Below are 13,004 nucleotides of genomic sequence, written 5' to 3'. Positions count from 1 at the left end.
AGGTATTATAAGCTGGTGAGAGGTTGGACTAAGAGATGAATGCAGAACAGAGCTACTAAAGTGTTGAACTTTAAGTCTTGAGGCTGGATCATAGAAAGAGGTAAATTTCAGAAAGAGGGGCGATTCACATGCGAGAAGAAATTGTTCAGGGGCATTCTTTAGAAGAAATTAGACAAGATTGGGCGTTCAAACTCAAGCTTTCACCAAACGATATTACGCTTGAAGTGATAGAAAAACCTGGATTTTTCTCTCGTCAGTGGAAAGTCCGCCTAATTTGGGATGACCAAAGCGGGTCAAATTTAGTATTGCCTTCTAGCCAGGCTGTTTGGGATGGGAGTAAGTATATTATTGTCTTAGGAGAAGGGGTCAAACAGTTTCGTCCTTTTTTACTAGCTGGTGAAGTCTGGTTTAATGGTAAACACCAGGATAAACCGTTTCAGGTTAGTTTTGGAGAGCGGGTCGAATTTCTGCCCAACGTCTCAGTGGGGCAGTTGACTTGGGATCTGCAAATCCTGCATCAGGGATTGTCAGTGGTAGCGAAGGTTAGGCATGAATTACCTGGGCGTTATATTCTTCGCGAGGATTTACCTACCCGCGAAGAAATTGATTTGGCCCAGTATGTTACTTGGGAGAACCTACCGAGTCAAGGGGAAATTTGGGATGAGGATAAGCTGAAGTTGGATCTAGAACAATTAAAGGTTGTTCATGGATTTCGACCAGAGAGCTGGTCGGAGATCATGTCGGTCAAGGGTGTTGGTGAGGTTATTATCGCAGAAGCCACATTGCCTGTGCCGTCCCAACACGCCAGATTAGAAGACTTAGTTGGCAGTCCGCAGATGCTCTCAGACACAGGAGAGGAAACCGTTGACTATTTTGCCTCTAAAGTACAACTGCTTGAAGAGGGCGCGGTTCTCGCTCGCAAAATCCCGGGTAAGCCAGGGGTTCCAGGAAAAGACGTGCTAGGCAAAATTCTCCCGGCAGCCGGCTTTAAGGATTTCCAATTTAGGCTGAAAAAGAATGTTAAGCTTTCAGTCGATGGATTAGAAGTGGTCGCTGCGTGTGGTGGACAACCTGTTCGTTTGGATGAAAGAACATATATGGTTGAAAATGTTTATATTCTCCATAAGGATGTTGATCTGGCAACGGGAAGCATCAACTTCCCGGGTGATGTTTTTGTGAATGGGAATGTTCAAGATGGGTTTCATATTTTTGCTGGGGGAAAGTTAGAGATTAAAGGATCAGTTTCGCACGCAGAGATTAGGGCTGAAAAAGGAGTCAAGATTTATCAGAACCTTGTAGGCGGAAAGGTTATTATTGGAGGAAAATTTGTGGTTCGTTCGAAACTCCTCCGCAGTGTGTCCGACTTACGGGATCAACTAAGCATATGTTTACAGATGACGGCGGAGTTGATTAAGTCGCCAGGGGCTGTAAATTTCAAACCAGGACAATGTCTCAAACTAGTTATGGAAAGACAATTTCCCGACCTTCCTAAATTGGCTAGTAGCGTGGAAAGGTTTGTGCTAGAGAATAAAGATGACGAATTGATTACGCAAGGTTTCATAGTTTCAATCCGAACTGCCAAACACTTTTTGGCAGGACTAGGGCCATTAGATATTCAAGCGTTCCCTTTTTTGCAACGAGTCGATCAAGCCCTTGAACAATTTATTGAAAAAGTTGCTGTTGAAGTTCCAGAAAAACTTAGTTTTGTGGTTAATTATGTACAATCAGCAGTCATTGAATGTGGTGGATCATTTGAATGTCCAAAAGGGGTCTACAATTCGAATATTCGGGTAGAAGGAGATATTGTTATTGAGGGTGTATGCCGGGGGGGGAAGATCTTCGCTGGAGGGCAGGTCCGCATTGGAGAATTAGGAGGTTCTGGGGTTAGTTCAACCTTTGTTCAAATTAGCGCCGACAGCCGTCTTTCAGTGAAGTATTGCCATCCCAATGTCATCATCGTCGTGGGAAAGGAAATTATTCAGATCGAGGAAGCATACCGACAATTGGAGATCTTCAGGGAGAAAGGTTTTGTACAAGTCGAAAAGATGCGGGTGAATCCGCTTTAAACGTAAAATACATAGCAAGCAGTCGTTTATTTTCATACGAACATACTGGATATTCCACTAGTTGCATTGCTCCAATTCAGTGTATTATTGCAACCAAGCGACGACGCACCTAATAAATTTCTAAATGGGTCTGTAGCTTGGCGCCGTACAGTAGCCTTTCTTTAACTGCGTATGGGATTATGTTACACTTAGGGCAAGAAAAATGGTTATTAGCATTTTTAAGTTTATATAACTTAAAGAGGAAGGAATAGAGACGTTTGAAAATAATGATAGAATTAGAAGAGGCAAAGGAGTTAGTCCTTGAGCGTATTCATCCAGTGGAGACTGAGTACGTTTCAATTATAGACGCCTATCATCGTGTGTTAGCTCAGGATGTGACATCACAAATAGCTATGCCTCCGTTTGCGCGCTCGCCACTGGATGGATACGCTTATCTAGCCACGGCGTCAGATTCTCAACCGCTCCAGCTTAAGATTGTGAGTGAAATTCCGGCGGGGACCTGGTCAGAACGTGAGATCTTTAGTGGTGAGGCAGCGAAGATATTTACTGGTGCCCCGATTCCTCCAGGTGCCAACTGTGTTGTGCGGAAAGAAGACACTGAGTCGGCGCTGGATAAAGTTACGATCTTGCGCCCGGTGTTACCTGGTTCCAATGTTGTACCCCAAGGGGAAGAGATTAAAGAAGGGGATATTCTCTTGAGGAGGGGTTTCTATCTAACCCCACCAGCCGTTGGTTTGCTCGCAGCGGTTGGTTGTGATCATGTCAACGTCTATCGTCGACCACGTGTGGGGTTACTCTCCACAGGAACAGAACTTATGGATGTGGGGCAACCTTTACAACCAGCTAAGATTTATAATAGCAACAGTTATACGTTACGCGGGATGCTCCAAGTAGCTGGTTATGAGGTCACAGTGATTCCTATTGTTTCTGATCAAATCGATGACACTCTCGAAGCCTTGAGAAGAGTTGCGGCCACGGATATAGTAATATCGACGGGTGGGGCCTCGGTGGGTGATTATGATATAATGCGCCATGCTCTTACTCAGTTTGGGTGTGAAATGTTATTCTGGAAAATAAACTTGAAGCCGGGGACCCCGGCTTCAGTGGGGCAAAAAGGAAAGCAACTCCTTTTTTCTCTTTCTGGGAATCCCGCGGCTGCCATGGTGACATTTGAACTTTTAGTTCGGCCGGCGCTCCGTAAATTGGCGGGACATTCCGCAGTCGAAGCCGAGAAATTTCTGGTCAAAATGGCAAGCGGCTTTAGAAAGCCAGGGAAACAACGCCGCTTTTTACGTGCTCAAGGGGTGCTTAAAGATGGTGAAATTTGGGCAGACCTTGCTCCAGCTCAGGGATCGGGAATTCTACGTTCCATGATTGGTAGTCATCTTTTGGTGGACGTACCTGCGAATCATGGGGCGGTAGAACCTGGGGAACTTCTGAGAGCGGAATGGATTGCAAACTGGGAGAATTAAGAATGAATGAACGTCAGCAAATTCCTGTTATTTCGATTGTGGGCGCAAAGTCTAATTCTGGGAAGACTACGCTCTTAGAAAAGATTATTCGTGAAGCAAAGCGCCGCGGGTGGAGAGTAGCGACCCTGAAACATGATGTTCATGGGTTCGAGATGGATCAACCGGGCAAAGATACGTGGCGCCACGCCCAAGCTGGTGCAGATGTTGTGGCAATCAGCTCACCCCATAAGATTGCAATTATAGAGAGCGTCACAGGCGATCAGTCCCTCGATGAGGTCCTTGCCCGAATTCAGGGGGTGGATGTGATTTTTACCGAGGGGTATAAGCACGGTAACAAACCAAAGATAGAGGTGTATCGTTCGGCAGTGCATCAGGAGCTTTTTTCCAACCCAGAGGAACTTATTGCCATTGCTAGTGATATCGCGTTTGATAACGGGATTCCTTGCTTTGGTCTGGATGATGCCCAAGGGATTTGCGATTTAATTGCAAGGATGTTCGGACTTGGGTGAGGGGACTTGTGTGACACAGCGCTCGGTGCTTGCGACGCAGAGCAAACTAACCATTCAAGCTCCTGGCTTTGGGGAGCGGGGTTCATCCGCACCTCCCTGTGCACTGCCCCGTATTTGGGGTCGGTCGCTTGAACGGAAGTTTGCTGATCTGCTTACGTAAAGACCTCGTGCTCGTGTCACACTGCGTCCTGGCTTGGGTCGGAGAACGAAAGGAACGGGAGAGGGGACGGTTCTTGAGTTGCATCATTGAGTTGTGCTAGTATCAGGAAACGGCACATTTCATGTGCACCGTCTTGAATCTTGGGTGGTTTTCACGGGAGAATCTTTTTTAGGACCCGAGTTGTCCAAGGTAATAATGGCAAGGCTAGTAGGGATGAAAGAAGATTAAAGAGTGTATGGGCGTTAGCAACTTGGCGAGAGAGGCTCCCGCCCATGAGAGTGAGGCCATAGGCAAGTGGTCCGACAAAGGGCAAGAAGAGTAGGACTCCAAATACGTTAAGTAAAATATGAAATAGAGCTACTCGCTTTGCTGCCCGTGAGGAGGCTAGAGCTGCTAAAACAGCGGTAAAGCAGGTGCCAATGTTGGCACCAAAGATGAAGGCGAGTGCGGTAGGGAGGGTAATCCTGCCGTCTTCGGTGAGAAGCATGACTATGCCTGTCGTGGCGCTGGCGGAGTGAAGTAGAGCTGAGAGTACGGTGCCGGCGAGGACTCCTTTGAGATGGTTGTCGCCTAGTTGTTGGAGGAGATGTTGGATCGATGGACGGTCAGCGAGTGGGCTCATGCCTGCATGGAGTAAGCTTAAAGCGAAAAAGAGAATACCCAGACCAAAGATGGATAGGGAAAGAAATCTCCAGCGGGTCGGTATAAAAAGATAGCCTAAAGCGCCGAGAATCATTATGCAGGGGGTTATGCTTTCCAAGGGAAAAGCGAGAAGTTGCGTGGTCAGGGTGCTTCCAATGTTACTGCCTAAGATTAGCGCCAGGGCATTTTCAAAGGGGAGTAGCTTAGCATCCACAAAAGATACAGTCATGACAGTCAAGGCAGTACTTGATTGAAGCAGGGCAGTGGATATTGCCCCACTCCAAAATCCTCGTGCTGGAGTCGCGGTCATCTGCAGGAGAGCTTGGCGGAGGCGATGTCCGGCAAAGGACTGAAGGCCCTGACGTAACATTTTCATCCCCCAAAGGAGAAGGGCAAGGCCCAGGATTAGGGTGAATACATACAAGAGGATTCAGCTCCTTTCGGGAGGGGGAGGAAGTGGGAGGAAGTGTCTTAGCACAGTCGCACACGTTCCATTGCTATTCACTTGTCGCTAAGGCTAAAACGCAAAACCTCTGGGCTGCTCTGCATGTGAACCGTTGCGTTTCTTAACGCCTTATCGACTTCGCTCATTGACGCAATTCCACTAAAGTGCTCTCTAAGCTAAGAAACTTCCTCCTGGCTTGTGGGTCGACGGGGGTTGGTACAACGAGGCTTGTGCGCTGTTTGCGTTGTTAACGCAAATGCGCTGTGTGTGCTTTCGGGTCAAAGGGGGAGTAGGGAACAAGGGACTATAGGGTGCAGTTGCGCATATGGACGAAATAAATAGTATAAGAAATAAAAGCGTTGAGCTTGCGAAGGGATCTGAAAAAATGGAAAAGAAAAGATTAGGAAAGTCTGACTTATGGGTGGCTCCATTGGGGTTTGGAGGAATTCCGATTCAACGGGTTAGTCAAACGGATACTGATGGATTGCTTCGTTTAGCAGTGGAAAAAGGGATTAATTTTATTGATACGGCCCGTGGTTATACGGACAGTGAGGAGAAGATCGGGGCTGGGTTAAAGGGGATCCGGCAAGAGGTCATTTTGGCTACTAAAAGTATGGCCCGAACGGGCGCGGCTATGGCGGAAGATGTTGAACGGAGTCTACGTAACTTTCAGACTGATTGGATTGACCTTTATCAGTTACATAATGTTCGAACGAATGAGGAGTGGGCGGAACTAACATCGCCGGGCGGGGGACTTGAGGCGTTGGAAAAAGCCCGTGATGCGGGGAAGATTCGTTATATTGGGATTACTGGGCATCTCCCGGAGACGTTGTCCCGATTTATTAAGGATTATTCGTTTGTTTCCGTGCAGTTCCCTTACAATTATATTGAGCAAGAAAATCGTCAAGAACTACTTGCAGAAATTACACGGCAGGGACTCGGCACCATTATTATGAAGCCACTTGCTGGGGGGGCATTGCGACAAGTTGGGCCTGCCTTGAGGTTTCTGCTGCAGAAATCCTTCAGTGTTGTTATTCCTGGAATGGATACAATAGAACAGATTGAGGAAAACAGTGCTCAGTTGAGCCAAACGTTTACTGAACAAGATGCCCAAGTACTGGAGTTGGAAAAAGGAGAACTAGGGCAGGAATTTTGCCGTCGCTGTGAGTATTGTCTTCCGTGTACTGAAGGAATTAATATACCAGGACTTTTTCTACTCGAGGGATATTATAATCGCTATAATTTAAAGCAGTGGTCACTGGATCGCTACTTGGGAACGGCCATTAAAGCTGATGCCTGTACGGAATGCGGGGTGTGTGAAACACGCTGCCCGTATCAACTTTCGATTCGTGAAAAGCTTAAACAGGTTCATGCTTTACTTAGTTAAGCAAATTACAGGAAAACAAATTATTTGCCAACTAAAAGAAAAAAGAACACTAAGCTGTGTTCGGAAAATAATTAGATAGAAGTGAGTGACACCGGACCGACACTTGCATAAGTTAGCCAAAGAGGTGATTTTATGCGAGTTCGTCAAGGGGATGTTCGCGACTGGCCTTTTATGTATGCCCTGTCTAAAATAGGAATTATAGATAGTGTTTCTCCCTGGCGCAAGCAGCCAACGGAAGAAACGCTGAATTACAGAGAGGCTATGCTCAAAGGATTCTGGTCTTGGATTCAGCAGACAGGATCAATTGTCTTTATTGCGGAGGTCCAAATAGAAGAGGAGAATTCAAATCTGGAGACGCAAAGAAAACAACCAATCGGGTATTTGGTTCTTCATGCTTCGGCACGGGAAGAAATAACTGGTCTAAATCAGGGATGGATCATGGATTTAGGTGTCCTTGCAGAGTGGAGAGGCAAAGGGGCAGGTCGCTTATTGCTCGAGACTGCGGAAGAGTATTGTCGTGAACACCATGTTCCATATCTCGGTCTTGCTGTCACCAGTCATAATGTGAGAGCACTCCACCTCTATGAAAAATTCGGCTTTGCCGAGGAACGAAAGCTAATGGTTAAATTATTAGACTAGATTGGGTATTTTATAAGGACATTCGAGATTAGTATCTTGCCCAAAATGGCAAAGAGCTGTGCTGGAGAGTAGGGATCGCCAGCACAGCTCTTTGTTGTATTTATTTATGCGCTGGTAGATAGGCATAAAAAAGCTTGCGACGAACTATTCGTCGCAAGTGAAGTAAAAGAGAGGAGTGGGGATTAAAAAGAAAACGTGAGACTATTAAAAGTGTGTCCCGAGGCTTTCACATTTATACAAGCCTTGTGGGATATATTTTTACTAGTTAGAAAGTATAAACTGACATCACTGAAACTAGGCGGCCACTTTCGCAAGGGGTTGGTGCTGGGCTGATAAAATGGAGTTTGGGTACGGCACAGAAAGGGCAGGTAGGCTGTTTAACTATTTGACTGCGTATATCGACTTTGGCGGTTTAGGTTTTTTTTACGTGGTATAATAACTCCATTGGATAAGAAAGTGCAGATACGCTTAATTATAGGAGGTTAATTGTGGAACAAAAGGAGATTCAAGCGTTGGTTCGCTCAGTTTTGGCAGAGGTTGGGGCTTTTGATGGCTATATCATTGTACGTGCCCAATCTCGCCGGGAATGGAGTATGCGCCTAAGTAACGGAAAGTTTGAACGGGTATCAACAGGCTGGGATAGTGGTCTGGGAGTGCAGGCATTCACGCGAGGTGGGGCAACGGGGTTAGCTACGTCGGATGTGTTAGAGGAAGGGGTTGGGCAGAAACTTGTCGAAAAGGCTATTCAGTTAGCCCTCAGAAATGAAGCAATTGGGACCAAACAGAATCGCCGAATTTGGGAGGCCCCTCAGGTTCAGGCTGAAGAAGCAAATCCTGCCCAAAAGGTTTTTGGAGAAATTCCGTTAGTTGAACTTGAGGAGAGGGTGATGACCTTACACACTCGTTTGCGGGGTGTTTTTCCCGAGGGAGTCTGGCAAACGAGTTATCGTCAGGTCGAAGAGGAGTGGTGTATCGGGCGTACCGATGGGACGTTGGTGTCTTTTGTCGTCCCCAGAGCGGTGCTTATGCATCAAGGGACGGTACGGAATCAGGGCAAGGCTCAGAGCGCCTTGATCCATCGCAGTGGGAAGGACGCAACAGTGCTTTTTGAAGAATTAGAGGATCATACGCTCGAAAGAAAGGCGATGGACCGGGCTGAATTTGCTCGTGCTGTATGTGCTGCGCCTCAGTTACCGAGCGGTCATTATCCACTCATTATTGACTATGGCCTTGCAAAGGGACTTGCGCATGAGGCTTTTGGACATGCGGTCGAGTCAGATCACATGACAGAGTCCGTATTGGGTGAAGAAGGTAAACTGCGTAAGGGTCTACGGGTCGCGAGGCCAGGTATTAGTATTATCGATGGTCCACTCGTTGGAGATTGGGCGTATCAACCTTATTCTGCCAATGGGCTTCTCAGACAAACTGTGACGATAGTTAGGGATGGAGTTTTGGAAGCAGGGTTGGGGGATGTCTTCTCAGCTGAAGAAGCTGGAATGCCTGTGAGCGGAGCTGGACGGGCAGAGAGCTATAGACATATTCCGCTACCGCGAATGAGTAATATCCGGTTGCTTGTTGATCGCATGTTTCCATTAACGCCAGCGGAGCATTTAATGGACGAAGTGAAGGCCGTGCGGGCGACTCTTTTACAATATGGTGAGTTACGTGAGGGAGAAAAAAATCTACTTCTTTTGGGTTATCGTGGCGGTCAAGTCAATCCTAAAACAGGAGACTTTGTCTTTCAATGCGACGGAATCATCGATGTTGCAGATCCTGAGCTTCCAATTTATCAGCCCTCGATCTTTAGTGGGAAGATTCTTTCAGCTTTGGAAGCGATTCGGGGAGGGCTTGGCGAAGGGTGTTATGATGCCATTGGCACCTGTGGAAAGGGTGGACAATCTGTTCCATCAAGTGGTGGAAGCCATCGTTATCTGCTCATGGACGCCGATCAGCAAGTCAGTTTGGGAGGGGAACGCGGATGAAACTCGTTGCACAATTAGAGGACCTTCTATATCAGTCTCAGCGGGCCCCGAAGAAGGAGGAACTGAGGTTATCTGCTTGGCGTATTTTAATCCATGAATCGGAAGCGGTGTCCCTGGGTCTCAAAGATAATTCCTCGGGGAGTGTTTATACTCCACCAAGTTATCGTCAAGGTGAAAGTGGCGAGGTTTTCTTGGTCTGGGCGGATGGGACATGCAGTCAGGCGATGGTTCAGTTGTCATCGCTTAACGATCCCGAGTATTGGCGTAAAGAATTGGAACAATGGAGGCAGGCGTCCTATGAAGACCCAGACGCAACACATATCCCTTCTCCAGAGCCGTTGCCGCTGGTAGCTGTTGAGGATCGAGCAATACAAAAAGTCATCGCCGGGGCTGACGATATTTTATTTGATCAAGTCAAGCGCTGGTTAACCGATAAACCCTCGAAGGCCATGATGCAGGGAGGTATTCAAGCTGCCTGGGGTTATCGGCATGTTCGGACATCGACAGGGCTGGCGGTTACATATCAACAATCCCAATTCATGTCTTGGTTTTCCTTTGACAGCTTGATTGGTGGCGGGTTTGCTAAGCGGCGGCTTAGTAGTCCGCAAGAACAGGAGAATTTGTGGTCACTGACAGTGAATCAGTACGAGGGAATGCAAAAGGAAGCCCCGCCAGTTGGGCCCCAGACTCAAGTAATCTTTGCGCCCTCGATGACGGAGGAAATGCTGGGGCAATTTGTGCTCCCTAATTTTTCAGGAGATCGGGTGATTGAGGGGCAAGGTGCTTTTTCCAAGGAGAATTTTGTTGAACACAGAACGGTGTTCCATCCGCACTTCTCTTTAAGCATTGATCCACTCCGCCCGCTGGAATTGGGATCCTATCTGGTAACGCCTGAGGGAGTACCTGCGCAGCTTACCGTGTTGGTTCGTGACGGACAACTTCAGACGCCTTTTCTGCGGGTTAAAGATGCCGTGCGCTGGGGTGCGAAACCGACTGCTCTACCGCAAGGAACTGCGGGACTCTACCTTAAGCATCAAGCCGAGGTTCCCTGGATCGAGGCTTTACAGGGTGTGGAGGATGGTGTGCTTGTTTTATCCGTGCTTGGATTACATACTCAGGAGGCGGTTTCCGGGTCGTACTCCCTGAGTGCGCCCCATTGTTTGCGCATTTTGAAGGGGCAGATTGTCGGACGCACGGATGTGAAATTAACCGGTAATTTCATGGCGGATTTACTCGCTTCAACCACGAAGACGGCTCATTCAGAACTTCATACGCATCCTTATTTAATGGTAATGACTGGAGTACAAACTCTTTAAAGGGAGGAACTAAGAGATGTTGGATTTGCATGTTCATCTTGTCGGGCATAACGATCGGGAAGCAAACAGGGAAAATATTCGAGCTTTTTTAGATCAAGCGTCTCGACGGGGGTTAAAGGAGATTGGATTTGCCGATCATGACTATTACTGGGAGCAAATGAACTTTCCGTTGATCCGGGAAGTGGCTAAAGACTATCCTCATTTAAACGTTCGAATTGGACTGGAGGCAGAATATCGCCCGAATGAAGAAGGAAGAATCAAACACCTGCTGGAGCAATTTCCATTTGATTTTGTGATAGGGTCAGTCCACGAGATTAACGGGTGGGCTTTTGATATTCCCGAAGAGGAACCTAAGCACTGGCAGAAAGATCCGGATGAGCTTTACAGTGAGTATTTTGAAATTGTGACGCGCGCTGCAAATAGTGGGCTATTTACGACCATTGGTCATTTCGATCTTATTAAGATTTTTGGGGTACGGCCTAAAACGGATATTTTAGTACTTGCTGATCAAGCGTTAATGGCCGTTGCCAAGCATGGTTTAGTCTTGGAAGTGAATACGAATGGCAGGTATAAACCTGTGCAAGAATTTTACCCCGATCAACGTTTAAGAGAAGAAATTCTGCGACGAGGGATTGATTTCACTCTAGGCTCGGATGCCCACTCGGCAGAGGTTGTTGGGCGGGATATTGACGAAGCGATTCAGTTGTTACGTCAGATAGGAGTCCATTCGGTTATTGGCTTTGCAAGTTTAGATAAAGTGAGCTATTCCCTAGAGTAACATTTTAAGCCCTGAACAGAAGCTTTCATGCTATAATTATTTAACTATATGTCTTTATGGCGTGGGTGATTGGTGGAGGGGGTTGCCTACTTTGGCGGATTTGTTCGATGAAAAATGGCTCCTTGAAGAAAGTGCGGCACAGGCCTTGGTACAAACATTAAATACCCAACAAGAAACGAGTTATGAAATTGTCGAGCATGCAGATCGACCGGACATTGTGATCGAGAATCAACTGGATGGAAGACGCCTAGGTGTGGAGGTGACCCACCTTTTCTACGATTCAGAGGAGGCGCGTTTAATTTTCGGACGATCCCATGAGCATGATCATCCCCCGGAATACATTGAACAATATATTGGACGCCTTAATGCTTTGTTGCAACAAAAGAGCGAAAAGGCTAAAGGATACAGTCATGAATATCCTTTGGCCCTTTTAATTCGTGTCGTTTCGCCCTTGTTTCACATGTACAATTTTAAGACTTATGCCTCAAGGATTGTTGTTCCACCTTCTGATTTTCAGATTATTTGGTTACTCTTCTATGATTTTTTGGAGCGGCGTTGGACTATATTAGAACGGCTGCGCTAAAATTTCAATTGGAGATTAGGAATGATTCGGATGTCTTGAGATATGTGATTTTAAGGGATAGACTTTACATTCCGGTGAAACACTAGTAAGTGTATGAGTCGGTTTGTGAAGGAGACATGCAAATGCCTTGGATAGAAATTGAGCTTTCCCCCCGAGCAGAATGGAATGAAGATGGCCTGGAAGATTGGGCACAAGCCCTAGGGTCCTTTTTGTCGGAAAAAGGAACTGGGTTAGAACCGCAAATTCGTATGTTACCTGGATATTATGTACTTCAACTGGGAGAAGCAGGGATTGGAGAACTAACTCTAAGCCGCTCAGAAAGGCTTGTTATTTTGGACGGATTATCGTTAAAGGGACATGTGGAGTGTGATTTCGCTCGCTTTGCAGTTCGTTTTGCACGTCATATGGGGGCAGTGGGTTTTTGCGTCTCTGGTGCTAGTTCAGCTGAAAGAAACTTTTGGCGTAAACTAGGTGGCGTTATTCAGCCCGATCCTGTTCCTTTGAAGGGTTCCATTAAGCGTGGGAAAGTAACTATAAAACAGCTTGCCAAATTTAGTTTACTGGTGACCTATGAGAATGAGCCTGTCCTTTGCTTGGAACCGATTACGTGTAATGCTCATGCGCCAGGGCTGGCAAGCCTTGCTCAACGTCGCTTGGAGAAAATGTATGGTGGAAGTCCGTTAGGATTTGCCAGTCGGAAGGCTGTTCATTGCCCATGGGTTATTAGCCGGGAGCAATGGGATGATTTACTGTCTTTTAGCCGATTGCAGGCCTTTGATCTGTTGGAAGACCTTGTTAATACCAGTCAAGAAATATAAGTGTTCTCTTTATGCCCCACATGAAAGGCTTTTTGATGTGGGGAATTTATTTGTCTCATGTCTGGAAATTCTATATAATGAGACTATTGATAGAGATGGGGACAGAGGAGAGGTATAAGATATGGCTGCTAATGATTTGGCCCATGAATTGGCTCGTACGCTGAAAGAATCGAATGAATTCAAGCAGTTTCTCAAATCCAAAGAAAA

The 13,004-nt window shown here is 46.7% G+C and carries 12 protein-coding genes; 11 read left to right on the top strand and 1 reads right to left on the bottom strand.

Translation table 11 applies throughout. The features are described 5' to 3' along the window. The first annotated feature begins 128 nt into the window (after positions 1–128). From DSBG_RS02965 to DSBG_RS22825, 4 genes are all read left to right on the top strand, one after another. Entirely contained in the window at positions 129–2,066 is a 1,938-nt protein-coding gene (locus DSBG_RS02965; protein ID WP_083236703.1) for a flagellar assembly protein A, read from the top strand. Between the two features lie 257 nt (positions 2,067–2,323). Next, positions 2,324–3,538: a molybdopterin molybdotransferase MoeA gene (locus tag DSBG_RS02960; RefSeq protein ID WP_083236702.1), complete on the top strand. Its 1,215-nt coding sequence runs from the start codon at positions 2,324–2,326 to the stop codon at positions 3,536–3,538. Positions 3,539–3,540: 2 nt separating this feature from the next. Then, complete coding sequence (gene mobB, locus DSBG_RS02955) at positions 3,541–4,047, top strand: molybdopterin-guanine dinucleotide biosynthesis protein B (RefSeq protein WP_068962737.1); 507 nt, start codon at positions 3,541–3,543, stop codon at positions 4,045–4,047. Next, complete coding sequence (locus DSBG_RS22825; protein ID WP_176716150.1) at positions 4,040–4,207, top strand: hypothetical protein; 168 nt, start codon at positions 4,040–4,042, stop codon at positions 4,205–4,207. Before mobB ends, DSBG_RS22825 begins: the two co-directional genes overlap by 8 nt. 151 nt (positions 4,208–4,358) lie before the next feature. Here the strand turns inward: DSBG_RS22825 and DSBG_RS02950 are convergent, their stop codons facing one another. After that, complete coding sequence (locus tag DSBG_RS02950; protein WP_068962736.1) at positions 4,359–5,279, bottom strand: Na/Pi cotransporter family protein; 921 nt, start codon at positions 5,277–5,279, stop codon at positions 4,359–4,361. A 400-nt stretch (positions 5,280–5,679) separates the two neighbouring features. On the opposite strand from DSBG_RS02950, the gene DSBG_RS02945 reads away from it, so the two are divergent. The 7 genes from DSBG_RS02945 (at position 5,680) to DSBG_RS02915 (ending at position 12,797) form a co-directional block, all read left to right on the top strand. After that, positions 5,680–6,681, top strand: coding sequence for an aldo/keto reductase (locus DSBG_RS02945; protein ID WP_068962841.1), 1,002 nt, complete (start codon positions 5,680–5,682; stop codon positions 6,679–6,681). Between the two features lie 132 nt (positions 6,682–6,813). After that, entirely contained in the window at positions 6,814–7,320 is a 507-nt protein-coding gene (locus tag DSBG_RS02940) for a GNAT family N-acetyltransferase (protein WP_068962735.1), read from the top strand. Positions 7,321–7,808: 488 nt separating this feature from the next. Next, positions 7,809–9,302: a TldD/PmbA family protein gene (locus tag DSBG_RS02935; protein ID WP_068962734.1), complete on the top strand. Its 1,494-nt coding sequence runs from the start codon at positions 7,809–7,811 to the stop codon at positions 9,300–9,302. Continuing rightward, entirely contained in the window at positions 9,299–10,618 is a 1,320-nt protein-coding gene (locus DSBG_RS02930) for a metallopeptidase TldD-related protein (protein WP_068962733.1), read from the top strand. Before DSBG_RS02935 ends, DSBG_RS02930 begins: the two co-directional genes overlap by 4 nt. Before the next feature lie 16 nt (positions 10,619–10,634). Further along, positions 10,635–11,396, top strand: coding sequence for a histidinol-phosphatase HisJ family protein (locus tag DSBG_RS02925; RefSeq protein WP_068962732.1), 762 nt, complete (start codon positions 10,635–10,637; stop codon positions 11,394–11,396). 91 nt (positions 11,397–11,487) lie between these two features. Further along, complete coding sequence (locus DSBG_RS02920) at positions 11,488–11,979, top strand: hypothetical protein (RefSeq protein ID WP_068962731.1); 492 nt, start codon at positions 11,488–11,490, stop codon at positions 11,977–11,979. 122 nt (positions 11,980–12,101) lie between these two features. Then, positions 12,102–12,797: a hypothetical protein gene (locus tag DSBG_RS02915; RefSeq protein ID WP_068962730.1), complete on the top strand. Its 696-nt coding sequence runs from the start codon at positions 12,102–12,104 to the stop codon at positions 12,795–12,797. Positions 12,798–13,004: the final 207 nt, after the last annotated feature.

It is taken from the genome of Desulfosporosinus cupriresistens (genome assembly GCF_001707885.1).
Classification (GTDB): domain Bacteria; phylum Bacillota; class Desulfitobacteriia; order Desulfitobacteriales; family Desulfitobacteriaceae; genus Desulfosporosinus.
Note: the sequence above shows the minus strand (reverse complement) of the source record. Positions and strands in the feature narration are given on the sequence as shown.

What these genes read in the sequence shown, in the direction of transcription:
- DSBG_RS02965 (WP_083236703.1), top strand. Translation starts at nt 129, where the DNA reads ATGCGAGAAGAAATTGTTCAGGGGCATTCTTTAGAAGAAATTAGACAA.
- mobB (WP_068962737.1), top strand. Translation starts at nt 3,541, where the DNA reads ATGAATGAACGTCAGCAAATTCCTGTTATTTCGATTGTGGGCGCAAAG.
- DSBG_RS02945 (WP_068962841.1), top strand. Translation starts at nt 5,680, where the DNA reads ATGGAAAAGAAAAGATTAGGAAAGTCTGACTTATGGGTGGCTCCATTG.
- DSBG_RS02940 (WP_068962735.1), top strand. Translation starts at nt 6,814, where the DNA reads ATGCGAGTTCGTCAAGGGGATGTTCGCGACTGGCCTTTTATGTATGCC.
- DSBG_RS02930 (WP_068962733.1), top strand. Translation starts at nt 9,299, where the DNA reads ATGAAACTCGTTGCACAATTAGAGGACCTTCTATATCAGTCTCAGCGG.
- DSBG_RS02925 (WP_068962732.1), top strand. Translation starts at nt 10,635, where the DNA reads ATGTTGGATTTGCATGTTCATCTTGTCGGGCATAACGATCGGGAAGCA.
- DSBG_RS02915 (WP_068962730.1), top strand. Translation starts at nt 12,102, where the DNA reads ATGCCTTGGATAGAAATTGAGCTTTCCCCCCGAGCAGAATGGAATGAA.